The sequence below is a fragment of the Leclercia sp. AS011 genome (assembly GCF_037152535.1).
Lineage (GTDB): Bacteria > Pseudomonadota > Gammaproteobacteria > Enterobacterales > Enterobacteriaceae > Enterobacter.
In genome coordinates, this window is the sequence record NZ_JBBCMA010000001.1 from 928,138 (window position 1) to 952,208 (window position 24,071).

The window sequence follows — 24,071 nt, forward strand, 5'->3', positions numbered from 1 at the left end:
AAGGAATAATATGAGTTCACCGGAAGCCCTGTTATCGGCATGCACCACAAATCAGGAAGAACAGCAGCAACTTATCGAAAAAGCCTCGAGTGCCCTGTCACTGTGGGATAACTGGTTAAAGCCCATCAATCCCGAAACGGAAGCGGGCGATGATCCGGCTTATGACGACAATTTCCAGCTGATGCGCGAAGAGATCAATAAGCTCTCGGGAACCGATCCAGACCTGCTCTGTACGCTGGCGGAAAAGCTACTCTGCGAAACCGCCAAGGATATCCGCGTCGTTACCTGGTATACCCTGGCCCGGCTGAGCCGCGACGGTGAGAAAGGTCTGGCAGAAGGGCTGTTACTGCTGATCGCAATGATTTCCCGCTATGGCCAACATTGTCATCCGCTGCGCGCTAATGCGCGAAAGGCCGCCCTGGAATGGCTCAATGGTACAAAGATCCAGGATACGCTTTCGCTCTGGCCAGAAGTGGAGCGGGATGATGCCGGTCTGACTGCGGGAGCCATTAGCCTTCTGGCAAAACGCGTTGCCGGGTGGGCTGAAAATGAAAAACCTGCCTTTGCAGGTCTCTGTTGCGCACTGGAAAACCGCCTGGCGCGATCTGGCGGGGTGGATGCACTGATCCCCCAGAACAGCAGCGCGCAGGAAACCGGGCGCGACGCCATCCTTTCTCCGTCGCCACAGCTGACCGCTGTGAAGTCCGGGCGTGATTTGCTCGATCAGGCAAAATTACTTTCCGGCTGGCTGGGTGAGCAACCGCAGGGATGGCTGGCCTCTCACCGGCTGATGAAAACCATTCGCTGGGATACGGTCGATCAGATTCCGCCGCTGGACAGTGTTGGCCGTACCCGTTTGCTTCCCCCTAAACCTGAGTACAGGGCGCAGCTTAAGCGTCTGTATCTGCAGAAAAACTGGACTGAGCTGGTCGAGCAGGCCAGCCAGATGTACTGCGAAGCGGTGAACCATTTTTGGCTCGATCTCCAATGGTATCTGTGGCAGGGGCTCAGCCATGCTGGGCAGCCGTGGGAGAACCTGGCGGAATCAATCCTGTTGGATCTCCGGCTGCTCCTCAAACGTCTGCCAGGACTTGACGGTCTGGTATGGAATGATGGTACCCCGTTTGCCGATGAAGTGACCACGGGCTGGATAGCAGAAAAGGTGAATGAGGAGGGACTGTCATTTGGCAGTGAGCCGGTCAAACTTCCCCCCGGACACGAAAACGACGTGTTGTCGCTGGAAGCCGAAGCGATGGAAAAGGGGGACAGGGAAGGGCCAGAAGCCGTGCTCGCCTGGCTCCAGTCTCGACCAGGAATGGATACCCCGCGTCAGCGCTGGCTGGTTCGTCTGCTGATGGCCAGAGTAGCCGAGCAGTATGGTCGCAACGACATGGCGCTGCATCTGCTGGGAGAGCTGACGACTTCCGCCCCGCGAATGACGTTGGGGGATTGGGAGCCGGGCCTTCTGTTCGAAGTCCAGGCCCGCCGCCTGAAGCTTCTGCGCATGAAAGCCAGCCGCAGCGAGTCCGATAAAACGCGGCTGATGCCCGAGATGGATGCGCTGCTGGCGGGGCTGATTGCCATCGACCCGGCCCGGGCCATGGTGCTGTGTGGCTAAAATATATTGTTAACAATCAGGACGACCGTACATGGATGACCTAACACTGCGTTATTACGAGGCCGAAATGCGCTATTTGCGCGAAGCGGGTAAAGAATTTGCCCGGGCCCACCCGGATCGCGCGGCGATGCTCAACCTGGATAAACCCGGTGCGCGTGATCCCTACGTTGAGCGTCTGTTCGAAGGCTTTGCCTTCCTGATGGGCCGGCTGCGTGAAAAGCTCGATGACGATCTGCCGGAGCTGACCGAAGGGCTGGTTAGTCTGTTATGGCCGCACTACATGCGGACTATTCCTTCGCTTGCCATCGTTGAGTTTATGCCAGACTGGCGGAACCTCCGGCAGGCAGAAACGCTGGCTGAAGGGTTTTCGGTGTTGTCGCGCCCTGTAGGGCCGCACAAAACCGTCTGTCAGTACCGTACCACGCGAGATGTTCCCTTACAGCCCCTGCACCTTACCCGCGTGCATCTGCATACCGAAACGGACGGGCGTTCTGCCATTCGCCTGCGTTTTGAATGCCCGGAAAAAGTTGACTGGAGCAAGGCCGGACTCGAGAAAGTCGCCCTTTTTCTCAATGCCGAAAGCCCGGTCAGCTCAGCCTTGCATCTGGCGATGACTCGCCATGTACACGCGATATATGCCCGTCACGCCGAAACCGGAACTGAACGTCATAAGTTTGATGGCTGGTGCAGGCCGATGGGCTTTGATGACCATGACGGCCTGTGGAAGAAAAGTGACACGGCTTTTAGCGGCTACCAACTGCTACTGGAGTACTTCAGTTTCCGTCCGAAGTTTATGTTTGTGGAACTGTGCGGTCTCGACGCTATAGGGCTTACTGCGGCCAGTAGCTGGTTTGAGGTAGACATGGTGCTCAGCGAAGCATGGTCACCCGATCTGCCGTTTGAGACGGATAATTTTCGCCTGCACTGTGCACCGGTGATCAACCTCTTCACGCTTGAGGCGGACCCACTGACGCTCAGTCCGCTGGAGAATGAGTACCTCCTACGGCCGCTGCGCCTTCAGGACGGGCACACCGAGATTTACAGCGTGGATAATATCCATGGTGCGGTGAAACTCGGTAAGCACCAGTATGTCCCGTTCGCCAGCTTCCGGCACCGGGGTGGCATGATGCGCCACGATGCGCCAGAGCGTTACTATCACACGCGTGTGAAGCGCGGCGCATCCGGTCTCTATGACACATGGCTTATCCTCGGCGGACGTTCATTCGAGCTGGATCAGTTGTCTGAAAAACCGGAATCCCTCTCAATGCGGATCACCGGCACTAACGGCCAACTGCCGCGTAAAGCTCTGGAAAGTACCCTCCTGGACAGGGTGGTTAAAGCAGGCAAGGTTCCGGTCAGGATACTCAACGTCACGGCTCCCACGATGCCCCTTTATCCCCCGGCTAATGATCGGTTCCACTGGCGAGTCATGAGCCATCTTGGCTCAAACTTCCTCAGCATGATGGATAATCCGGAAGTGCTGCGCGGAACGCTGGCGCTTTACGACTGGACTGATGATGAGATGAACCGACGTCGCCTTGAAGCCATCGTTGCAGTGAAACACACGCTGGTCCGCCGCTTTGAGAAAGGCTTTATGTTACGGGGTGTGGATATCGAGGTCACGCTGAATATGGACAACTTTGCAGGCGAGGGCGACGTGAACCTGTTCGGTGAGATGCTGCACCGGTTCTTCGCGCTCTATGCCGATATTCACCTCTTTAACCAGCTCACGCTGGTGCTGCAACCTACAGGGAAACGACTGAGATGGCGCGAGAATCACAGCCAGCACGTACCGGGCTGACGCTGGCTCTTAACAAAGATATCTGGCGAGCCAATTTCTATCGATTCTGCCAAATGCTGGAACAGGAAAATCCGGACGCACCTAAACTAGGTTCCACCAGTTATCCGGGCGACGATCCGATACGATTCAGGCCCTGGCCAGGTATGGGCTTCCCGGTCAGTACCCTGAAAACGGTTGAGATCGACGAAGACCATCCGTCATTACCACCAACTGTCCGCACGACATTTCTCGGGATGTATGGGGTGGACTCCCCTCTGCCGACGTCCTACCTGGATGACATTGCGCAGCGCCGTGAAGGACACGAGGCGATCACTTCGTTTCTGGACATTTTCAGCCACCGGATCACCACGCAGTATTACCGGATCTGGCGAAAATACGCGTATCCGGCGACCTTCGAGGCTGGTGGTCGCGATGCCACATCACAGTGTCTGTTGGGGCTGGTGGGACTCGGTATACCTGGCACGGCGGAGCAAGTAGCCACGCCGGTTTCCCGTTTCCTGGCTCTGCTGGGCACCATGCGATTACCCACCCGTAATGCCGAAGGCATTCGGGCCCTGGTGAGCCTGCTGGCGCCGAATACCCGGGCAATAATCACCGAACCCGATCCGGTTAAGGTCCATATCGATAATCGCAATGGGCTGGGGGCCGGAAGCCGTATCCGCCTTTCGCAGCGAGCCACGCTGGGTAAAACGGCAAAGGAAGCATGCAGCCGGGTACTGATGACGCTGCAAACAGAGGATCCGTGCGAGGCGGAAGGCTGGTTACCCGGTGGTGTCCTCCATACCGATTTGCTGGTTCTGCTGCGTGTCTATCTCGGCTACCGCAGTGACACCCGACTGCGTCTCACTGTACCCGTGCGGTTATTGCCTGAGCCTCGCCTTGGCAAAGGTAGGCGTATCCAACTGGGCCGTACCGGTTTGCTGGGCCTGAAAGCAGGCAAGCTTAGCAATGGCCGGGATAGTCTGACCGTCATCCTGGGCTGCTATGAAGGGCTGCAATGTTCTGCATTAACCCCTGCTGAAGACGCCCATTACCGCTTCGAATAATCACGTACACCCACTCTCAATAAAGGAACTTTTGAATGGCAACAGTAACCCGCTGTCGGGCGCTGACGCTTATTGCCTGCGGTCTGCTCGCAGGCTGCGGTCTGACCCAGACCGTCACGGACGGTACGGTCAGCATCACAAAATCCCTCTTCTACAAGAAAATTAAAACGCTGCATCTTGATTTTACCCCGCGCACGGCCATTAACGCCGATGGCGCGCAGACGCCACTGGCGACAATGGTGCGGGTTTATCAGCTCAGGGATCGTAAAGCGGTTGATGCCACCGATTACCAGACGCTGCTGCGCAACGCCGATAAGGCACTTAAGGACGACGTGCTGGCATCAAAAGAGCTGCTGGTGATGCCCAACGGTAGCGTGACGCTCAACGTGCCCATGGATGAAGACGCTCAGTTCGTGGCTGTGGCGGGGTTGTTTAACCGACCTGATCTGCAAGACAACCGCTGGCGTCTGGTATTGACGCGTGATGACCTCGATCCGGACAACCCCCGCACTATTGAGCTGGGTGATGGCTGGCTCAGACTTGTGCCGGTAAAGGAGTGACGTGATGGATAACTGGTCAGCGCTTTTTGACGGACAGACGCGCTATTTTCTGGATATCAATGACAGCACAGTGAAACCGGATGTTTTGCGCTTTCGCGGCAGGGAAGCGCTGAGCAGGCCATTCAGATGGGACATCGAGTTCACCACGCCGCAGGCGAACATTGCCCCGGAACAGGTGCTGATGAAATATGCGTCGTTGCGAATGCGAAGCGGCAAAAATGTCCACGGCATAGTGACCTGCCTGGAATGGCTGTCCACATCAAAGGACCAGTCCCACTACCGCCTCACGCTCAGTTCCCGCCTGGCGCTCCTGGGATACACCCGGCAGTGCGCCGTATTTCAGAACCAGTCCGTCCCGGAGGTGGTGGAGCAGGTGCTGCGCAAACACGGGCTGGAGGGGCCTGATTTTGAATTCAGACTGGAGCGCACCTACCCGTCGCGTGAAATTATCACCCAGTGGCAGGAAACGGACCTGCAGTTCATCCAGCGCATTCTGTCTGAGGTGGGAATTTACTGGCGCACGGAAATGGATGACACCCGCGAACTGGATGTGTACATCCTGGCCGACAGCCAGCTGAACTACCAGTTTGATGTGCGCCTGCCGTACAGCGAGCCATCGGGCCTGTTCGACGGCGCGGCAGAATCGGTCTGGGATGTGCGGACCTGGCACAACGTTGCCACCGGCACCGTCGCCACGCGGGATTACAACTACCGGACTGCCAGTGCGCCGATGGATTCGACGGTCAGCGTGCGTAATGATGCGGTCACCACCGGGGAGCATTACCGCTACGCGGCACCGTATCGTGAAGCGGGTGATGACGCGAACCCGGAGCCGGAAACCGAATCCGGCGCGTTCTACGCCCGAATTCACCATGAGCGGGAGCTCAACAGGTCGGCCCGCATTCACCTGTTCAGCAATGCTTCCGGTCTGACGCCCGGGCAGGTGCTGGAGCCGCAGGGCGATGTCATTACGGCCCTGAAAGAGGGCGTTATCCTAACGCTCGTGACCTTTCGGGGGGCCCGTGATTCTCGTCTGCACGTGTCGGCCTGGGGAATGCCTTACACCGAACGTTACTGTTTCCGCCCGGCGGAACTGCCGCGTCCGGTCATCCCGGGTACGCTTCCGGCGCGGATTGAGAGCCGGGAGAAAAACGATATCTACGCTCACCTGGATGAGCAGGGGCGCTACCGGGTGAAGCTGGATTTCGACCGGGAAGGAACAGCGCCGGGCTACGGCTACCTGTGGCTGCGGATGGCGAAACCTTATGCCGGTGAAACGCTGGGCTGGCACACGCCGCTCATCGACGGCACCGAAGTGGCGATAGCGTACAGCAACGGTGATATCGACCTGCCGTACATCGCGTATGCGCTGCACGACTCTGAGCACCCGGACCATGTCGCCCGCGACAACCACACCCGCAACGTGCTGCGCACGCCCGCGAACAACAAGCTGCGGATGGAAGACAGGCGCGGTGAGGAGCATATCAAGCTCGCGACGGAGTATGGTAAGACACAGCTTAACAGCGGGAATCTGGTGGACAGCAAAGGCCAGCTGCGCGGTAAGGGCACAGAGCTGCGCACCGATGAGTGGGGAACCCTGAGAGCCGGGAAGGGGCTGTTTGTCAGCGCGGATGCGCAGGCGAAAGCACAGGGTGAGGCGCTGGATATGAGCGCCGTGCTGAAGGAAATCGACCGGCTTAACCAGCAACTGCAGCAGCTGGAAATCGCGGCGGAGCAGGCGCAGGCGCTGAAGGCGGATGTTGACAGCCAGATAGCGATGTTTGAGCAGCGGCTGAAACCGCTCAATGAAGCCGTGCTGTTCTCGGCACCTGAAGGCGTGGCCCTGACCAGCGGGGAGCATATGCAGATGACAGCCACAAAAAACGTTGCCATGAATGCCGGAGGCGATTTCAGTGCTGGCGTCATGGGTAACATGACCGCCCTCGCTGGAGAAAAGCTCGGTCTGTTTGCCCGCACCGGCCAGTTGAGTCTGAAGTCCGGAGAGGGACCGGTAGAAGTGCAGGCGCAGAACGCCAGTATGCGTCTGTTCGCGGAGAAGAAAATGACACTGAGCTCGGCGAGTGACATCTCGTTTGCCGGTAAGAAACGCATCACGCTGATTGGCGGCGGGAGTTACCTGCGACTTGAGGCGGGAAGGGTTGAGTACGGCACGACAGCGACGTATATACGCAAAGTGAAGCGGACGATGGCGGCGGGTGCTGCATCAATACCAGTTAAGGCGACAACGGGTGGCGGTATCTGCCTCAGTTGTCTGATGAAAGCGGCGATGAATGGTGACACTTTTGTTGTAAGAGGTGAATCATGAGCAGTGTCAGCTTTTGCCTCGCAATGCAGTTCCTGATTCATTCATCAGACGTCTCAGTGTTTGCTTTAGTTGATGGCCTGCAGTATGAGCGCTTCACCGGTTATGAACTGAAAATAAAACAGGATGTTTGTTTGCCCTTATTTGATACCTGGCCGGATTCGCGTATTGCCTTTGCCGGACCGTGGCTAATCAGGATGAATGAAACAATGGCAATGAGGGAGCAACTGGAAGCTCTGGAAATCGCATTACCCGGCGTGTCCTGGATAGTGTCAGACTCCCCGCCGGAGGAACTGGTTGCGCATTTACAGAGATATATGAACACAGGACTTCCGGACGGACAGGCTGCTTTACTGCGTTTTCAGGATCCGCGTGTTCAGGTTCGTCTGGGGACGATGCTGAACAGTCAGCAGCACCGGGAAATGACAGGTTTAATGCGTGAATGGCTGACAACAGTGAACGGGAAAGTATGGTCATTTAAACAAAGGGAATTCATATGCTGAAGCTGTCTGAAGAGCAGTGTGCCGGTGTGGACAAAATGGAAGATGATGATTTTGTTCGCGATACCGCGCAAAGACTGAAGAGGAAATTTCCTGGGATTAACGAACCGGATGGCACGTTCCATGTTCGCCTGAGAAAGGCACTGGATCATGCCAATACTCTTCCGCTGAAAGAAAAGAATGTGAAGCGAGATTTTTTGTTTCTGGAAGCGTTCTGGCCGGGTTTTTATCTGAAGCCCGAAGTGGATAAATGGCTGAGAACCCCGAATGGTTATTCAGTTGATCAGCGGGTTGAAGATTATATGCATGTGATGATAAACAGGGAAAGGAGGGGACTCTGATGGTTATGATCCCACCGGTGGTGACAGGGGGAATGGGCGGGGCTGCAACCGGAAGTGTCGGTGTGGCTGGAGGTTCAACCGGAACAGCAACATTTCCCGGAGCAGGAGGCAGCCGTGGCGGCTGGGAAGATGAGAATATGTCATATCCAGGTTCAGGAAATGCGCAGTCCCGGAGCCTGGGGGGATTTGATTATCAGGGAAAACAGTATGATCCGATACTGAATGACCCCATGGCGGTCAGTGCAGAGACGCACGGTGATTTCTGGGAAGATGATATGGATTACTCAGAAACGGTAAGTTATGAGGGCGTCGATACCAGAGCAGGAGCACAGGCGAAGACGGATGAAAAAACCTGTGAGAACTGCCCTCCGGAAGGGAAGGTGATGCCGATGATCAGGCGTTGTTCGCGATGGAGTATGGTGACAATCAGCTACCAGACGCGTATCTGCGGTACATTTTATAATCCGGAAACGCAGCAGATCCAGGAGTTTAAATACTGCGGTGTATCGTTTGATGGGTGGAAAAATAAACTTTGCCAGTTCTGGGAGGCCAAAGCGCGGTATGATCAATTTTTGATTAGCTCTCGACAAAAAAAACATTGGTGGAAAGGTGATAGGAGTGCAGTGAAACAGGCTGCCCGACATCAGGCTGTTGCAACAATAAATCAACCATTAAAAGTGGTTTGGATTTTTATGCAACCGATTAGCTTTGCCTACTTTCAAAGGATATTTATTGGATTTAAAGACATAATTGTAAGGTATCAGCCATGAAGTTAGATTTCAGAATAGAACATGAGTTTGACCGCTGTGAATCAATAAAACCAGTAGAACTTGCAACTCTTTTTCAAGGAGTTACCAAACAATTAGATGAACTTTTAGGGACTAAAAGATCATGGTACGAACAAGGATATTCAAGAAAGCAGGCCCTGCAATACAAAATATTCACTGAGGATGGGCTATCCGAAGATGTTCTTAGCCGTTGGGAGAATGAGTATAAAAAAGACTATCCGAATTGGACCGCTGGTATTTGGGATGGTGGGTCTGATGAAGATAGTGCAGGAGTGGATTGTTATCAGTCATATTCAAGTACTCACCGCAGGAAAAATCCTCTAAGCTTGGTTGTCAGTTTTTCTGTAGAGTTGAATCAAACAAGTATTAACGCTGAAAAAATGATTGATTTTTTAACTTTTTTGTTACATTCATCCGAAGGCTGTACTTATTCTTGTGTGGAATCTGGTGGTTATAGTTTTACCGAAATAATCCCTAAAGAAAATGGATACGATGAAGTATATAAAAAAGTATTTCCTGACAGGATATCTTGCGGGTGGATGTTATTCATGCCTGCCATTATTTTACCTGACTTGATTCCAGATGCTGCCAGAGTTGTTCCTGTCCGAAAGGGTGGTAAACAGATTGGAACAATCGTTGTTTCCACGGAACAAATATTTGATGGAAATAACAAAGAACACATAGGCAAAGCTAACGATATTGAAATTAAGCTTCTGGATCTTGGCTTGTTGCCACTGATGACAGAGCTTTAATTCTGACAGTCGCGAAGTAGGAATTTACTGGCGCACGGAGATGGACGACACCCGTGAACTGGACATGTACATTTTTACCGACAGCCAGTTTAACTACCGGTTTGACGTACGCTCCCCTACAGCGAGCCATCAGGCCTGTTTGACGGCGCGGCAGAATCGGTCTGGGACGTGCGGACCTGGCACAACATCGCCACCGGGACCGTCGCCACGCGGGATTACAACTACCGGACAGCCACTACGCCGATGGATGCGACGGTCAGCGTGCGTAATGATGCGGTCACCACCGGGGAGCATTACCGCTACGCAGTGCCATATCGTGAAGCAGGTGATGACGCGAACCCGGAGCCGGAAACCGAATCCGGCGCCTTTTATGCACGCCTTCACCACGAGCGGGAGCTCAACAGGTCGGCCCGCATTCATCTGTTCAGCAACGCGGCACTCCTCGCACCCGGGCAGGTGCTGGAGTCGCAGGGTAATGTCATTGCAGCCCTGAAAGAAGGTATCGTCCTCACGCTGGTGACCTTCCGGGGAGCCCGTGATTCCCGTCTGCACGTGTCGGTATGGGGCATGCCCTACACCGAACGGTACTGTTTCCGCCCGGTGGACATCCCGCGCCCGGTAATTCACGGCACGCTTCCGGCGCGGATAGAGAGTCGGGAGAAGAACGACATTTACGCTCACCTGGACGGGCAGGGGCGCTACCGGGTGAATCTGGATTTCGACCGGGAAGGAACAGCGCCGGGCTACGGCTACCTGCGACTTGAGGCCGGGAAGGTCGAGTACGGTACGACAGCGATGTATGTGCGCAAAGTGCGGTGGACTATAGCGGCAGGTGCAAACGGCCTACCAATTGCGTCATTGAAGCAGTTGATAATGATCATTTAGTTTTACGACAGAACGTTTAGTTTCTCTTCAAATGTCAACTATCGTGTTGAAACAGTGGATGGAGAGGAATTACTTTTTGGCTCGGGTACAAATGGATATATCAAGCCGGACGTCATCAAGCTGTTGCGGCAGTAAATAAACCATTAAATGTAGTTTGGATTTTTATGCAGCCAATGAGTTATTACTATTTTTCAAAAATATTCATAAGGTTTAAAGCTATTATTGTTAGATGGGAGCCTTGATTATGGGTACACGTTTTGTTGTAAACTTTGATTATCGTACCAAAAATGATGACATTCAGTTTTCACAAATAATTGAACACTTTACATTTATCATAGCGCAACTTGATAAGTTAACTCAGGTGAAAAAGAATTGGTATGAAACGGGTTATTCCAGAAAAGAAGCTATAAATCAGATAGCTTTTCAGAATGGAAGTATCACGGATACCACTCGTTTGAAATGGGAACGCCGATATAAAAAAATATGCCGATGTTTGTAGATAGCGTTTGGGATGCCAATGATGATGAACATAGCTGTGACATCTCTTATAGAAAAATGTTCTACGAGGAAAAAATAGAGTTTCCGTGGAGTTAAATTTAGTTTTAAATAATGAAGAGAATTCATTGCTCCGATTTATAACGCTCATATCAAGTTTGGCTCTGTCTTTTGATTGTTCACATATAAGCATCGATTCAAATGGATATAATTTGTTTGGGCGAAACGTATTCCCTGACAGATTGGCTGTAGGTTGGATGCTATACGTCCCCCACATAGTCTTAACTGAATTAATTCCAGAAGCAGCCAGAGTTGTGCCAGTAAAGGATGGCGAGAATCAGAAAGGCACCATTATTGTGTCTACTGAGGAAATATTCGATGGAAAAAAAAGAGAACACATTGGTAAAGCTAACGACATTGAAATTAAACTTCTGGACCTTGGCTTATTGCCTCTTATGACCGAACTTTAATTTTAGCAGTTAAGAAGTTGGGATTTACTGGCGTAAGGAGATGGACGACGTGCGTGGTCTGGATACCTACATACTCGCCGGGTCCGTCACCACGTGTGATTACAACTACCGGATTGCCAGCGTGCCATTGGATGCAACGGTCAGCGTGCGTAACGATGCTGTTACCACCGAAGAGCATTACCGCTACGCGGCACCCTATTGTGACGCGGGTGATGGCGCCAGCCCGGAGCCGGAAACCGAATCTGGCGCGTTCTACGCCCGAATTCACTATGAGCGGCAGTTCAAAGGTCGGCCCGCATTCATCTGTTCAGCAACGCAGCGCACCTCGCACACGGACAGGTAATGGAGCCGCAGGGTAATGTTATAACAGCCCTTAAAAAAGATGTTATCCTTACGCTCGTGACCCCGTTAATATTCCGTATTGGACTGATGCAGTAGGCCAAATTCCGTTCGTGGTTGGTACCTATCGAACTTTCCGCACGATAAAAGCAACAGTTGAAACAGGAATGACATGGGCTACGGGAGAACCGTTGGATGCATTAAAGCAGAAATCGGATTCAACTAATGAGTACGATAATTTCTTTGTGCCTCGAGGGGCTTTGTATTCTAGCCAAAAATTTACATATAGTGTTAACCCTACAGGTAAAACCTATCCAGCCGTTGAAGTTACAGAATCATCGGTTGATGTAAATGCTTAAATGCCAAGGAGAAGCATAACCAAAGAGGAGTTGGAACGGTGTGGAGTTTGCAATAAACAGTTAAATTGCTTTAAAGATATTTATCTTCATTTGTTCGGTCATTGTAATAAAGAAGGTTGTAAATCATGATAAATTTCTCATTTGTTATAAGTTTAAGGGGTTTGGACAAGATATAGTAAGGGTTATCACAAATGATAATGAATTTATTAAATGTCTTTGTGAGGAAGGTTTAGAACCTACAGGGCCAGAAAGTGTATTTCCTGATAAAAGTTTCAGTGATTATGCTAGTCTGCAAGGAAAGATGTCGTTCTGGTGGGATGTATATTGGGAACCATTTTGGAGAGTTTGAAAGTGATCTGAATGAAAATAAACGCTGAGCAACTCGCATTGTTTAGAGCGTATGACGGTAAATAATTCTAGTGCGGTGATAGCCATTCTTTATTTTTCCAGGACCGATTGGCTATGGTACATACGAATTTACTAAGCGACAAAACCCCATAGGCATTAAAATCATAGGGTAAAACACATGAATTCTAAAAATATAAGCCAATCATTTCGGTAAGATTCCTGAGGTCAACATGCCCGATAGAACATCACCATCTTTATACGAAATTCTTACAGGCAACTTCACAGGGGACCTTCCCGTTGAAGTTGTAAACGAAGCAGACCAGGTCATTCTGTCCGTGCTGGATAATATCCAGCGTATTTTGAACGCCCGGGCCGATACCGTATCCCATCTTCCAGATTATGGTTTACCGGATATGACCAAAATTTTACAAGGCATGCCTGGGACAGCCCATGAGTTGATTGATACGCTAGCCAGCGTAATACTCAAGTATGAACCCCGTTTGCAGTCACTCAATATCACTTTACTCGAACAGAAAGTGCCCGGCGAGCTGCGTTACGCCATAGACGCGGAACTCAAAGGCATCGGCCTGGTGCGTTACGGCACCGAATTTATGCCCGAAGGCCGGGTGCTCATCCGCCATTTAAAACAGCAGCAGTATCTGGACGCCCGCTCCGCAATCTAGTCTTTATTCTGGCAGAACCCTCATGACAACACTCTCTGAACGCCGCCTTAAAACCGGCGATGACCCGCGCACGCTTGCGGATTATGCTGCGCTGCGTAATGAAACCAACAAGCTGACCCATCCCGCGCGTCCGGACGTGAACTGGCTGCTGGTGGAAAATCTCTCCCTGTCGCTGTTTGAACACAACGGCGTGGAACTCCAGACCGCCGCGTGGTACTGCCTTGCTCGCACGCATCTGGCCGGACTGCCTGGACTGAATGAGGGCCTGGCGATTTTGACCACGCTGGTCACTCATCAATGGAGCAGCCTGTGGCCGCAACCGGTACATGCCCGAATAGAAATCTTCAGTGCCCTCAGCAAACGACTGCAGCAGGTCCTGCGCGCCCGGACTCTGACACCCGCCGATCTCAGCCAATTGAAGCGGATGCAGGAGTACCTGCACGTTCTGGACGAGGTATTACAGCGCATGGAATTAAAGCCTGTCAGCCAACTCGATACGCTACGCGCCCAGATAGATAGCGCGGCGGTCCGACTGGAGGAGAGCAAAAGCGGGCGGGATCAGCCGGCTGAAATGTTGCCCCCCCTCAGTGACGCTCCCGGTGAGGCAGTTGAGTGCGTTAAAAGGGTGTATGTGCCGGAGTTTAAACCGCTGCAGGCGTACCCGCCGCGAGCAAAACCCTGGAGGCCTTTTGCCGCCGGTATGGCGAGCATGCTGGTGCTGGTCGGGATCCTGGCGGGAGGATGGCTGGCAATGCAACAACCCCATCCATCGCCTGAAACTGATATTCCCCAGACGCAGCAGCAGCTAGCGAAACTATTGCATTTGAAGCCAGACTGGGCTCTCAGCGATGGCGATCGCCTGGTCCAACAAACACTCAGGATGTGGCCCGAGCAGAGCAAACCTATGGCGCAGCAGTGGCAACGGCAGAAGGCGGCCATTGCCCTGGCGCCAGAAAACCTGAACGGCTGGCATGAGGGAGTGACGCAGCTTGAGCAGCTGGCGAACCGGCTAAACGCTCTGGATGAGCAGAAGGGTAAGTACATGACCGTCAGCGAACTGAAATCGGCGGTTTTCGCTATCCTGCAGTCGCTTAATCGCACCGTGCCGGTGGAGGAGCAGTTGCGCCAGCTCTCGGTTATCCCCGCAGAGCAAGAGGGTAAGACCGTCCGGCAGCGCCAGGTGGAACAGCATCTACAGCAGTTAATAGCCACCTATTCGGCGCTGAAACACTCCCCGACGGAATAATCGTTAAAAGATCACAGGGACCACAACGTGTCAGCCAGAGAACGCTTTTTTAACAAAGTACAGCACAATAACAACAGAGACTCTTCCGGCATAAAATCCGCTGACGCAGAAGTCAGGGCATTCAGCTCAAGAATGGATGAACTGGCGCAGCAAATCAGCATGTGGTTTGCGGGATCCGGCATTGAGGTGACGTTATCCACCAGACATCTCCACGATCTGAGCGCGGTGGGTTACAGCCTGAACAGCGGCATATGCCGTTATGACATCACCGCCATTCGGTTGCAAAACGGCGACCGTAGCGTCCGTGTTCTTCCGGAGCAGCTCTGGAATGGCACCGAGACAGGTATTGTGACCCTGCATGTCGATGTGCCCGGAATCAGGCAGGTATTTTATCTGAGCATGGCGCCTGAAACGGGCTGGTTTATCCGACGTGATTATCAGAACGCAAAAGAGAACGCGATCATGACCGAAGATCGCTTTTTTGATGCAGTGGACAGGCTGGCGTAAAAACACCCAGCCTGTTCACTATCTGCCTTACTTCTGCAACAGTTCGGCAAATTTCGCCAGCCACTGCGGATGCGCAGGCCAGGCGGGAGCCGTAACCAGATTGTCGTCAACGTACGCCTCATCAATACCGATCTCCGCATAGTATCCGCCGCTGAGCCGGACTTCAGGCGCACAGGCAGGATAGGCACTGCAGGTACGTCCTTTCAGAACATCAGCAGCGGCAAGGAGTTGTGCGCCGTGGCAAACAGCGGCAATCGGCTTACGCGCCTGGTCAAAAGCCCGTACCAGTTCGAGTACCTTTTCATTCAGGCGCAGATATTCCGGTGCCCGTCCGCCCGGAATTAACAGGGCGTCATAATCCTCTTCTTTCACCTCAGTGAAATCGGCGTTGAGAATAAAGCGGTGGCCGGGTTTTTCGCTGTAGGTCTGGGCACCGTCAAAATCATGGATCGCCGTCATGATAAAGTCGCCTTTGGCTTTATCAGGACAGACCGCGTCCACCTGATGACCAATCATTTGCAGAGCCTGAAACGGCACCATGGTTTCGTAATCTTCAGCGTAATCCCCGACCAGCATCAAAATCTTCTTGCTCATCTTATCCACTCCTCAAGGAATAAATTGGAAGACAAAGGCGGCATCACGCCGCCAGCACTTTATTACGACCATCATTCTTTGCGCGATACAGCGCATCGTCCACGCGCTTAAACAGATCGTCGATACTTTCCTCCGGGTTATGCCTCGCCACTCCGATACTCACGGTGAAGCGGGGCAGGCCGGAGATGGCAATGCGGGCGATAGCCGCTCGCAGGGTTTCTGCGATCTGCATTGCTGCGTCCAGCGACGTGCGGGGCAGCAGCAGCACAAATTCCTCGCCACCCCAGCGGAAAACGTAATCGTCTTTCCGGCAACAGCTCTCCAGCATCCGCGAGAGGGCAATCAATACCTCATCACCTTTCTGATGGCCAAATACATCGTTAATGCGCTTAAAGTGGTCCGTATCCACCAGCAGCAGGCTGAACTCCTGCTGGGCCGGAAGATGATTCGGCGAGGCCCGATCGGTAAGGTTATAAAACTGACGGCGATTGAGCAGACCGGTTAACGAATCACGCAGCGCGGCGTGCTCAAGTTCCTGTTCCAGCCGTTTTTGCTCGGTAATATCGTGAATGATGCACAGCATCAGTTTATCGCCGTAAATCTCAATCGGGCCGGCATAGGTCTGTACATGTCGGGTAGAGCCGTCAGCCAGGCGATGAACAAAGTTGAGCGGCTTATGGCCGCCGGGCAGACGCGCGATCTCCGTCATCACCGGCAGAATATTGCGCCCGAGGGTGTTGATCTCCCAGGTATGCTTGCTGCACATCTCCTCATGGGTATAGCCATAAAAAGTGAGCGCCGCGAGGTTGGCATCAACTATCTGACCGTCCCGGGCGGGATCGATTAACAGCATGGGGGCACTGTTGGTCTGGAAGAAACGGGCGTAGAACCCCTGTTTTTTGCGCTGGTAGGTGCCAGAGCTGGTGGCTTTGAGGCCGGATACCGGCTGTCGGGCAATGCCCTCAAAAATAATGACCTCGCCGCAGGTGTCAAAAGCGGCCAGCGAGAGCCGACAGCTGAGGCTACCCGGCTGATTATTTACCGGCACGCTCCAGATTTCGATAATCTCTTGTTGGGTTTTCAAGTCGGGTATATACATCGCAAGCCTGGCCTGCGCATGTGCCGAGCAGACGCCTTTACGCAGATCGTCCAGCGTCGCGTCCTGCATAATCTTTTTTGCTGCTGTATTGGCGTACAGAATATCCTCCGGGATCGGGGATACGACCCAGACGGGCGTTTTAAGCATATCCAGCGCAGCAAACCCTGTAGGCGACATAGCTCAGTCTCATTTATCGGCACATCAAATGTCTGAGATCCACGACGAAGCGGCACGCGTGGGCTTCTTTGAACATACTCTACTTCCCACCGTCAGGCAGAATTTTTTTGTGATACTCGTATGAAATTCGTATTAATTTTACCAACTGGAATAGTTTTATTCTTCACTGGCGCAACAGCAATTAATGAATCATTTTTACCATCCGATCAGCGGTGAAGAAGCACTGTTTTGAGCGAAAATGTGTTTAGTATCGGATTAACGATGAAAAACATGAGCGCTTTTTTTAATAAAATCTAAAAAAACTAATCAATATTGATTCATTTAAGCCCGGCTAAAGAATACCGGCTCAGAGAGGGTCTGTAGCTTAACTTTGAAATTTTTCGGTGCAACGCTTTTTCTTTTAATCGATGGGTTAGTCATTTTTTTAGCACCACAAACCTTTCTGTTAATTTTACTTAATAGTTTATTTGTCATCGCATTCCTGTTCCTGCTGTTCTACATGACCCAATACCTGGTTGTTCCCATCAATACGGTAAAAAGAAGCATCGAAGAGGTGGTCTCGGGCAATCTGGGCGTCACCATCCCCGAATTTGGTGATAACTGCGCGGGGCGACTGATCCCAGGTATTAACACTCTGTCGAGCAACATCGCCACCCTGGTGCGTGAGATCCGCTCCTCCTCCGCAACCGCCATGAGTCTGTCTGACCAGCTGGCTGCCCGCAGTACGGCGCTGGCGGCGAAAACAGAGCTCCAGTCCGCATCGCTGATCCAGACCTCAGCCAGCATGGAGCAGATGGCCGCCACCACGAAAAACACCGCTGACAACACCCGCCTTGCCAACGAGAAGGCCAACGTGGCGACCCGGCAGGCACAAAAGGGCGGCGAACTGATGGGCCAGGTTGCCAATAACATGCACTCCATTACGGAATGTGCCCAGCAGATGACCGAGATCATTACCATGATTGACGGTATCGCCTTTCAGACCAATATTCTGGCGCTCAACGCAGCGGTCGAAGCGGCCCGGGCGGGCGATCATGGCAAGGGCTTCTCGGTCGTGGCCGGGGAAGTGCGCAGCCTGGCGCATCGCAGTGCCGAGGCGGCAAAAAGCATCAAATCCCTGATCGCGGTGACCAGCAGCAACGTCAGCCAGGGGGCGATGGTGGTGGCGGAAGCCGAGAAGAATATGCAGGAGATCGTCAGCGGATCCGGCCAGGTCAGCAGGCTGATGGATGAGATCTCCACCTCAACCTATGAACAGGAGAAGGGCATCGCGCAAATAACTCAGGCGTTGTCCGATCTGGAAAACGTCACCCAGAGTAATGTGGGGATGGTGGAAGAGCTGTCCGGCTCTTCGGCAGTGCTGAAAAATCAGGTGGTTGAGCTACAGACCCGCACGCGTAACTTCCATCTGGAACCAGCATCCTCTGCGCCTTTATACGACGGGCAATCTTTCCCGGCGCGTGCCTGACCCGCCTTCAACCCTGAAAGCCTGGTTCGCCAGGCTTTTTTATGCGCCGCGTTTGCGTCAGGAATAGTCTCTTTTATGAGCAAATTCAGCGCGATGGCGGGGGAAATGGTTGCTTAACCTGCCAGGGTGGCTAGACTGACTGCAAAGAACAGCTACTGGCGGAGGCGCTGTGGAAGGCATAAAAGGATCGGAAGTTAACGTTCCTGACGCAGTTTTTGCGTGGTTACTCGACGGGAAGGGCGGGGCAAGACCCCTTACCAACGACGATATTATCGATCAGCAACATCCCTGCTGGCTGCACCTGAACTATACCCAGCCGGAGAGCGCCCACTGGCTGGCCTCGACCCCCTTATTGCCCAACAACGTGCGCGACGCGCTGGCCGGAGAAAGCCTGCGCCCGCGCGTGACCCGCATGGGGGAAGGGACACTCATTACCCTGCGCTGTATTAATGGCAGCACCGATGAGCGGCCGGATCAGCTGGTGGCGATGCGCCTCTATATGGATGAGCGGCTGATCGTCTCGACCCGTCAGCGAAAGGTGCTGGCGCTGGACGACGTTGTCGGGGATTTGAAAGAGGGCACCGGGCCGGAGGATTGCGGTAGCTGGCTGGTGGACGTCTGCGACGCGCTCACCGATCACGCCAGCGAGTTTATCGAAGAGTTGCACGATAAGATTATCGATCTGGAAGATAACCTGATCGATCAGGTTATTCCGCCTCGCGGATTTCTGGCGCTGCTGCGTAAACAGCTGATCGTGATGCGCCGCTACATGGCCCCACAGCGCGATGTTTATGCCCGTCTGGCGAGCGAACGGCTCCCCTGGATGAATGACGATCAGCGTCGCAGAATGCAGGATATCGCCGACCGGCTTGGGCGCGGTCTCGATGAAATTGACGCCTGTATTGCCCGTACGGCGATCCTGACCGACGAGATCGCCCAGGTCATGCAGGAGTCGCTCTCCCGCAGAACCTACACCATGTCCCTGATGGCGATGGTCTTTCTGCCCAGCACCTTCCTGACCGGGCTGTTCGGCGTCAATCTGGGCGGGATCCCCGGGGGAGATTTCCGCTTCGGCTTTTCGCTGTTTTGCATCATGTTAGTGGTTTTAATCGGCGGTGTTGCGTGGTGGTTGCATCGCAGTAAATGGTTGTAAATTTGCGCTATTTTGACGTTCTGTTGCGCCTGAAACGCCATTTTAATTGAGCGAAGTCAATAAACAGTTTAGCCATAAGGTGCACTATCTCTCCCGCAGGTGAATGCAACGTCAAGCGATGGGCGTTGCGCTCCATATTGTCTTACTTCCTTTTTTGAATTACTGCATAGCAAAATTGATTCGTACGACGCCGACTTAAATAAGTCGGCTTTTTTTTGCCTGCAACCCAGCAGCGACTACCCTAAAAGAGACAACCTGATGCCCAGGAGGGTAATATGGCCATGCTCTTAACACTGCTGCTGCAAACGCGGCAATCGGACCCGGTACCTACCGATCCGGTGCCCGTTCCTGAACCGATCCCACGCCCGCAGCCGATGCCGGATCCGCCACCTGATGAAGTCCCGATTAAAATGTCGCATCAGAGGCGCAGATCTGCGAGGATACGCGCCTGCTGACTGTGAGCCTTTTTTACCGCGAGAATAACTGTGACTGCTTTTTCAACGCTGAACGTACTGCCTGCCGCCCAACTCGATAACCTTAACGAGTTGGGTTATCTGACGATGACCCCTGTACAAGCTGCCGCGCTGCCAGCGATCCTGGAAGGACGTGACGTCCGCGTGCAGGCTAAAACCGGCAGTGGCAAAACGGCGACCTTCGGCCTTGGGCTGTTACAGCATATTGACGCCACCCTTTATAAGACCCAGTCGCTGGTGCTTTGTCCGACGCGCGAGCTTGCGGATCAGGTGGCTGCTGAGCTGCGTCGTCTGGCGCGTTTTCTGCCGAACACCAAAATTTTGACCCTCTGCGGTGGCCAGCCGTTTGGTGCCCAGCGTGACTCTTTGCAGCATGCGCCGCATATCATCGTCGCCACGCCGGGCCGTCTGCTCGATCACCTGCAAAAGGGCACGGTCTCTCTCGATGCGCTGCAAACTCTGGTGCTGGACGAAGCCGATCGGATGCTGGATATGGGCTTTAGCGAGGCCATCGACGAAGTGACCCGTTTTGCCCCGCCATCGCGTCAGACCCTGCTCTTTTCTGCCACCTGGCCAGAGGCGATTGCCGCTATCAGCGGTCGCGTACAGCAAAACCCGCTTGCCATTGAAATTGATACCGTCGACGCGCTGCCAGCGATTGAACAGCAGTTCTTCGATACCACCCAGCGTGGCAAAATCCCGCTGCTGCAGAAGCTGCTCAGCGTCCACCAGCCCGCCTCCTGCGTGGTGTTCTGTAACACGAAAAAAGATTGTCAGGCAGTGTGCGATGCCCTGACCGAGGCGGGACAGAGCGCCCTGTCGCTGCATGGCGACCTCGAGCAGCGCGATCGCGATCAGACCCTGGTGCGTTTTGCCAACGGCAGCGCCCGCGTGCTGGTCGCGACCGACGTCGCCGCCCGTGGTCTGGACATTAAATCTCTGGAGCTGGTGGTCAACTACGAGCTGGCCTGGGATCCGGAAGTACACGTTCACCGTATCGGCCGTACCGCTCGTGCCGGTAACAGCGGCCTGGCGATCAGCTTCTGTGCCCCGGAAGAGGCCCAGCGCGCCAACATTCTGGCGGAAATGCTGCAAATCAAACTCAACTGGGTGGATGCTCCGGCTAACGTCGGCATTGTGCCGCTGGCTGCCGAGATGGCAACGCTCTGTATCGACGGCGGTAAAAAAGCCAAAATGCGTCCGGGTGATGTGTTAGGGGCGCTGACGGGTGATATTGGTCTGGATGGGGCTGATATTGGCAAAATTGCGGTGCATCCGGCGCACGTGTATGTGGCGGTGCGTCAGTCTGTGGCGCAGAAAGCGTGGAAACAGCTGCAAAACGGCAAGATTAAAGGCAAAAACTGCAAGGTTCGTCTGCTGAAATAAGCGGGCTGAAGAGCGTCTCAGCGGCATCGCCGAGACGCTTTCAAATTACTTCACTTCAATCACGTTCAGACGCATCTCGTCCAGCTGAGTGTCATCTTCTTCCGGCTGCCAGCCCGCAGGTTGCATCGGGATCTCTTCACGATCGAAGGCCAGATCGCCGCCATTCACCACTTCCGAACCGTGCTTAATGCCTTTGAAATCAAACAGGTTGATATCGCTCAGGTGAGAAGGCACCACGTTCTGCATCGCGCTGAACATGGTCTCGATGCGGCCCGGGTAGCGTTTGTCCCAGTCGCGCAGCATGTCGCCAATCACCTGACGCTGCAGGTTCGGCTGGGAGCCGCACAGGTTGCACGGAATGATCGGGAAGGCTTTCGCCTCGGAAAAACGCTCAATGTCCTTCTCGCGGCAGTAGGCGAGGGGACGGATCACGATATGTTTCCCGTCGTCGCTCATCAGCTTCGGCGGCATGCCTTTCATTTTGCCGCCGTAGAACATGTTCAGGAACAGCGTCTGTAAAATGTCATCGCGGTGGTGGCCGAGGGCGATCTTGGTCGCGCCCAGCTCGGTGGCCGTGCGGTACAGAATGCCACGACGCAGGCGAGAGCAAAGCGAGCAGGTGGTTTTCCCTTCCGGGATCTTCTCTTTAACGATGCCGTAGGTGTTCTCTTCGACAATTTTGTACTCAACGCCCAGCTGCTCAAGGTATTCCGGCAGGATATGCGCCGGGAAGCCTGGCTGCTTCTGATCCAGGTTGACGGCCACTAACGAAAAGTTGACCGGCGCGCTCTGTTGAAGATTGCGCAGGATCTCGAGCAGGGTGTAGCTGTCTTTGCCGCCAGACAGGCAGACCATGATGCGGTCGCCTTCTTCAATCATGTTGTAATCCGCAATGGCTTCACCGACGTTGCGGCGCAGACGCTTTTGCAGTTTGTTGAGGTTGTACTGGTCTTTCTTGGTAATTTCTTGATTTTGCGACATTTAATAGTGGCTCAATTCGTTTGTGGCTACTGCCGCCCAGGCGGCCCACCGTTAAGATGGGGGGCAGCGGGTCAACATGAAAAAGTATGGCGTGTATGGTACGGATTACGGCGGTGAATGTCAGCACGTTTTACAGCAAACGCCTGCCGCCTGGCTGGTTTTCAGCAACACCGTCTATAGTTGTAGTCCATCCATAAAAACGGGAGGTAGTCATGCAGTATGTTGAAAAAGATGACCCGCGCGAGGCCCCGGAGTCGGGCGATAAAAAGCCCCAACCCGTGAAAAAATAGCTGACCGTGCGTCATGCCCACGCCACCGGCAGTCGCTGGTGGCTTTTTCATGGCTTTATCCCGGTCCGTTCCACCCTAACATCGTTCCTTGCTGGCTCAGTAAGTAGTGCTGTATCAGCCTTGCGCACTCACCAAAAAGGCGCATGTGTTGTTGAAGATCAATTCTGTACGATAAAGACGAGACAGGTACTGAAGACGATGGTCAGCAAAAACAAGACTGATACGATGAGGTGCTAACGATGAGTAAACAGTGGCAATTACTACTGGGTATGTTTGTTTTAATGGCAGTGTTTTCCTCTGCCAGAGCGGACACTACGGCGATGGGGCTGACGTTAGGGAAAACCACGCTGCCGCAGTTCACCAAAGCCTATCCTTCCGCCCAGCATGAGGGGCGCAGTAAGTGGAGCGACGGCGATATTTTCTCAATCCCGAATAACGAGTTGGGATTAGAGGGCGCAAAAAATAACGCGGTTATCTTCAATCAGTCGGGAAGGATCACCGCCATTATGCTTGAGCTGGATAAGAACCGCTTCGATGAGATTCAGAGCATGCTGGAGCATAAATATGTGGCGGTTAAAAAACAGATCTCCTTCGCCGGTGATAAATACGCCAAATACCAGAACGAAAATGATTTAATTGAACTCGATGCCCCGTATCTGTCGCCGGTAATGAAACTCACCTACTCGGAACAACTTTTTCAGGAAGCCTGGCTGAAAAAGAGTGCCGAGGAATTTAGCCGCCGCTGATGGCTGCGCAGAGGGAAAGGCTGATTTACACTTAGCCGGTACGCGGCGTGCTGACGCGCCGCCCGTTTGGGTTATCCCTTTCGAAAAGGAGCCTGTTATGGCGAATAAACTCTCTGCCCAGTGTCACTGCGGTGCGGTCAGGTTTACCGTTGAACTGTCGGATGGATTTAACACCATCCGGCGCTGCAACTGCTCATTTTGCCGGATGCGCGGGGCAATTGCGGTCTCTGCGCCGTTAGCCGGGATCGACATTATTCAGGGCAAATCACTGCTGACCGAATATCGTTTTAACACGCAGGCGGCGGTGCACTATTTTTGTTCAGTCTGCGGAATTTACACCTTCCACCAGCGACGTTCCCGTCCGGATCAATATGGCGTTAACGTCGCCTGTATTGAGGGCGTCTCGCCGTTTGATTTTCCGGAGGTGCTGGTGATGGAGGGAAGGCATCATCCCAATGATGGTGGTGGGGGCGTGGCCGGGGTGTTGAGCTATCGTGCTACGGATACGTCAGAGAACTAATCGGTATCCAGATGCAGCAGGATATCTCCAAGATGGCCGACGATGTTGGCAACATCAAAAATAAGGGCGAACCACAGGCAGGTCAGGAGAGCCAACGCAAAAAGTGCGAAACGATTGATCATT

General features: G+C 53.5%; 24 protein-coding genes and 2 pseudogenes. 22 read left to right on the forward strand and 4 right to left on the reverse strand.

Going from position 1 to position 24,071, the window contains the following annotated elements:
* Positions 1–10 precede the first annotated feature (10 nt).
* The 15 genes and pseudogenes from tssA to WFO70_RS04370 all read left to right on the forward strand — a co-directional run bounded on the left by tssA (position 11) and on the right by WFO70_RS04370 (position 15,061).
* Positions 11–1,618 (forward strand): type VI secretion system protein TssA, encoded by a 1,608-nt coding sequence (tssA, locus tag WFO70_RS04300; protein WP_337014807.1) that lies wholly within the window; start codon positions 11–13, stop codon positions 1,616–1,618.
* Between the two features lie 31 nt (positions 1,619–1,649).
* Entirely contained in the window at positions 1,650–3,419 is a 1,770-nt protein-coding gene (gene tssF / locus WFO70_RS04305; protein WP_337014808.1) for a type VI secretion system baseplate subunit TssF, read from the forward strand.
* A complete protein-coding gene (tssG, locus tag WFO70_RS04310) occupies positions 3,383–4,465 on the forward strand; it encodes a type VI secretion system baseplate subunit TssG (protein ID WP_337014809.1) in 1,083 nt (360 codons plus the stop codon). The genes tssF and tssG overlap by 37 nt, the downstream gene beginning before the upstream one ends.
* Before the next feature lie 35 nt (positions 4,466–4,500).
* On the forward strand, positions 4,501–5,025 hold the full coding sequence (gene tssJ, locus WFO70_RS04315) for a type VI secretion system lipoprotein TssJ (RefSeq protein ID WP_337014810.1): 525 nt from the start codon (positions 4,501–4,503) through the stop codon (positions 5,023–5,025).
* Between the two features lie 4 nt (positions 5,026–5,029).
* Positions 5,030–7,351 carry a type VI secretion system Vgr family protein gene (locus WFO70_RS04320; protein WP_337014811.1) on the forward strand — a complete coding sequence of 774 codons (2,322 nt, stop codon included), beginning with the start codon at positions 5,030–5,032 and terminating at the stop codon, positions 7,349–7,351.
* On the forward strand, positions 7,348–7,851 hold the full coding sequence (locus WFO70_RS04325) for a DUF4123 domain-containing protein (protein ID WP_337014812.1): 504 nt from the start codon (positions 7,348–7,350) through the stop codon (positions 7,849–7,851). The genes WFO70_RS04320 and WFO70_RS04325 overlap by 4 nt, the downstream gene beginning before the upstream one ends.
* The gene (locus WFO70_RS04330) at positions 7,845–8,189 is read left to right on the forward strand and encodes a hypothetical protein (RefSeq protein ID WP_337014813.1); all 345 of its coding nucleotides are present in this window, start codon (positions 7,845–7,847) and stop codon (positions 8,187–8,189) included. The genes WFO70_RS04325 and WFO70_RS04330 overlap by 7 nt, the downstream gene beginning before the upstream one ends.
* Positions 8,189–8,959 carry a Tox-REase-5 domain-containing protein gene (locus tag WFO70_RS04335; RefSeq protein ID WP_337014814.1) on the forward strand — a complete coding sequence of 257 codons (771 nt, stop codon included), beginning with the start codon at positions 8,189–8,191 and terminating at the stop codon, positions 8,957–8,959. The genes WFO70_RS04330 and WFO70_RS04335 overlap by 1 nt, the downstream gene beginning before the upstream one ends.
* Positions 8,956–9,729, forward strand: a complete 774-nt coding sequence (locus WFO70_RS04340; protein WP_337014815.1) for a hypothetical protein — start codon at positions 8,956–8,958, stop codon at positions 9,727–9,729. Before WFO70_RS04335 ends, WFO70_RS04340 begins: the two co-directional genes overlap by 4 nt.
* 13 nt (positions 9,730–9,742) lie before the next feature.
* Positions 9,743–10,521: pseudogene (locus tag WFO70_RS04345) on the forward strand (contractile injection system protein, VgrG/Pvc8 family); the annotation flags it as partial.
* A 677-nt stretch (positions 10,522–11,198) separates the two neighbouring features.
* The gene (locus WFO70_RS04350) at positions 11,199–11,579 is read left to right on the forward strand and encodes a hypothetical protein (protein ID WP_337014816.1); all 381 of its coding nucleotides are present in this window, start codon (positions 11,199–11,201) and stop codon (positions 11,577–11,579) included.
* Positions 11,580–11,592: 13 nt separating this feature from the next.
* Positions 11,593–11,984 (forward strand): annotated as a pseudogene (locus tag WFO70_RS04355) (type VI secretion system tip protein VgrG); the annotation flags it as partial.
* 871 nt (positions 11,985–12,855) lie between these two features.
* The gene (gene tssE, locus WFO70_RS04360) at positions 12,856–13,308 is read left to right on the forward strand and encodes a type VI secretion system baseplate subunit TssE (protein ID WP_337014817.1); all 453 of its coding nucleotides are present in this window, start codon (positions 12,856–12,858) and stop codon (positions 13,306–13,308) included.
* Positions 13,309–13,330: 22 nt separating this feature from the next.
* On the forward strand, positions 13,331–14,554 hold the full coding sequence (locus WFO70_RS04365) for a VasL domain-containing protein (RefSeq protein ID WP_337014818.1): 1,224 nt from the start codon (positions 13,331–13,333) through the stop codon (positions 14,552–14,554).
* Between the two features lie 27 nt (positions 14,555–14,581).
* On the forward strand, positions 14,582–15,061 hold the full coding sequence (locus WFO70_RS04370) for a hypothetical protein (RefSeq protein ID WP_337014819.1): 480 nt from the start codon (positions 14,582–14,584) through the stop codon (positions 15,059–15,061).
* Positions 15,062–15,088: 27 nt separating this feature from the next.
* Here the strand turns inward: WFO70_RS04370 and WFO70_RS04375 are convergent, their stop codons facing one another.
* Together WFO70_RS04375 and WFO70_RS04380 are read right to left on the reverse strand one after the other, a co-directional pair.
* A complete protein-coding gene (locus WFO70_RS04375; RefSeq protein ID WP_337014820.1) occupies positions 15,089–15,655 on the reverse strand; it encodes a DJ-1/PfpI family protein in 567 nt (188 codons plus the stop codon).
* Between the two features lie 43 nt (positions 15,656–15,698).
* Complete coding sequence (locus WFO70_RS04380; RefSeq protein ID WP_337014821.1) at positions 15,699–16,931, reverse strand: sensor domain-containing diguanylate cyclase; 1,233 nt, start codon at positions 16,929–16,931, stop codon at positions 15,699–15,701.
* Positions 16,932–17,430: 499 nt separating this feature from the next.
* On the opposite strand from WFO70_RS04380, the gene WFO70_RS04385 reads away from it, so the two are divergent.
* The 4 genes from WFO70_RS04385 (at position 17,431) to dbpA (ending at position 21,411) form a co-directional block, all read left to right on the forward strand.
* Positions 17,431–18,399 (forward strand): methyl-accepting chemotaxis protein, encoded by a 969-nt coding sequence (locus WFO70_RS04385; RefSeq protein WP_442913347.1) that lies wholly within the window; start codon positions 17,431–17,433, stop codon positions 18,397–18,399.
* 169 nt (positions 18,400–18,568) lie between these two features.
* Positions 18,569–19,552, forward strand: coding sequence for a zinc transporter ZntB (gene zntB, locus WFO70_RS04390; protein ID WP_337014822.1), 984 nt, complete (start codon positions 18,569–18,571; stop codon positions 19,550–19,552).
* 281 nt (positions 19,553–19,833) lie between these two features.
* Entirely contained in the window at positions 19,834–20,007 is a 174-nt protein-coding gene (gene ynaL / locus WFO70_RS04395) for a proline-rich small protein YnaL (RefSeq protein ID WP_333850480.1), read from the forward strand.
* A 30-nt stretch (positions 20,008–20,037) separates the two neighbouring features.
* The gene (gene dbpA / locus WFO70_RS04400) at positions 20,038–21,411 is read left to right on the forward strand and encodes an ATP-dependent RNA helicase DbpA (RefSeq protein WP_337014823.1); all 1,374 of its coding nucleotides are present in this window, start codon (positions 20,038–20,040) and stop codon (positions 21,409–21,411) included.
* Between the two features lie 45 nt (positions 21,412–21,456).
* Here the strand turns inward: dbpA and ttcA are convergent, their stop codons facing one another.
* Positions 21,457–22,392, reverse strand: coding sequence for a tRNA 2-thiocytidine(32) synthetase TtcA (gene ttcA, locus WFO70_RS04405; protein WP_337014824.1), 936 nt, complete (start codon positions 22,390–22,392; stop codon positions 21,457–21,459).
* A 212-nt stretch (positions 22,393–22,604) separates the two neighbouring features.
* On the opposite strand from ttcA, the gene WFO70_RS04410 reads away from it, so the two are divergent.
* From WFO70_RS04410 to WFO70_RS04420, 3 genes are all read left to right on the forward strand, one after another.
* Positions 22,605–22,682 carry a hypothetical protein gene (locus tag WFO70_RS04410; RefSeq protein WP_225759512.1) on the forward strand — a complete coding sequence of 26 codons (78 nt, stop codon included), beginning with the start codon at positions 22,605–22,607 and terminating at the stop codon, positions 22,680–22,682.
* 239 nt (positions 22,683–22,921) lie between these two features.
* Positions 22,922–23,428: a hypothetical protein gene (locus tag WFO70_RS04415; RefSeq protein ID WP_337014825.1), complete on the forward strand. Its 507-nt coding sequence runs from the start codon at positions 22,922–22,924 to the stop codon at positions 23,426–23,428.
* Between the two features lie 97 nt (positions 23,429–23,525).
* A complete protein-coding gene (locus tag WFO70_RS04420) occupies positions 23,526–23,948 on the forward strand; it encodes a GFA family protein (protein ID WP_337014826.1) in 423 nt (140 codons plus the stop codon).
* Here the strand turns inward: WFO70_RS04420 and WFO70_RS04425 are convergent.
* Entirely contained in the window at positions 23,945–24,070 is a 126-nt protein-coding gene (locus tag WFO70_RS04425; protein WP_337014827.1) for a hypothetical protein, read from the reverse strand. The two genes, WFO70_RS04420 and WFO70_RS04425, sit on opposite strands and share 4 nt — an antisense overlap.
* Position 24,071: the final 1 nt, after the last annotated feature.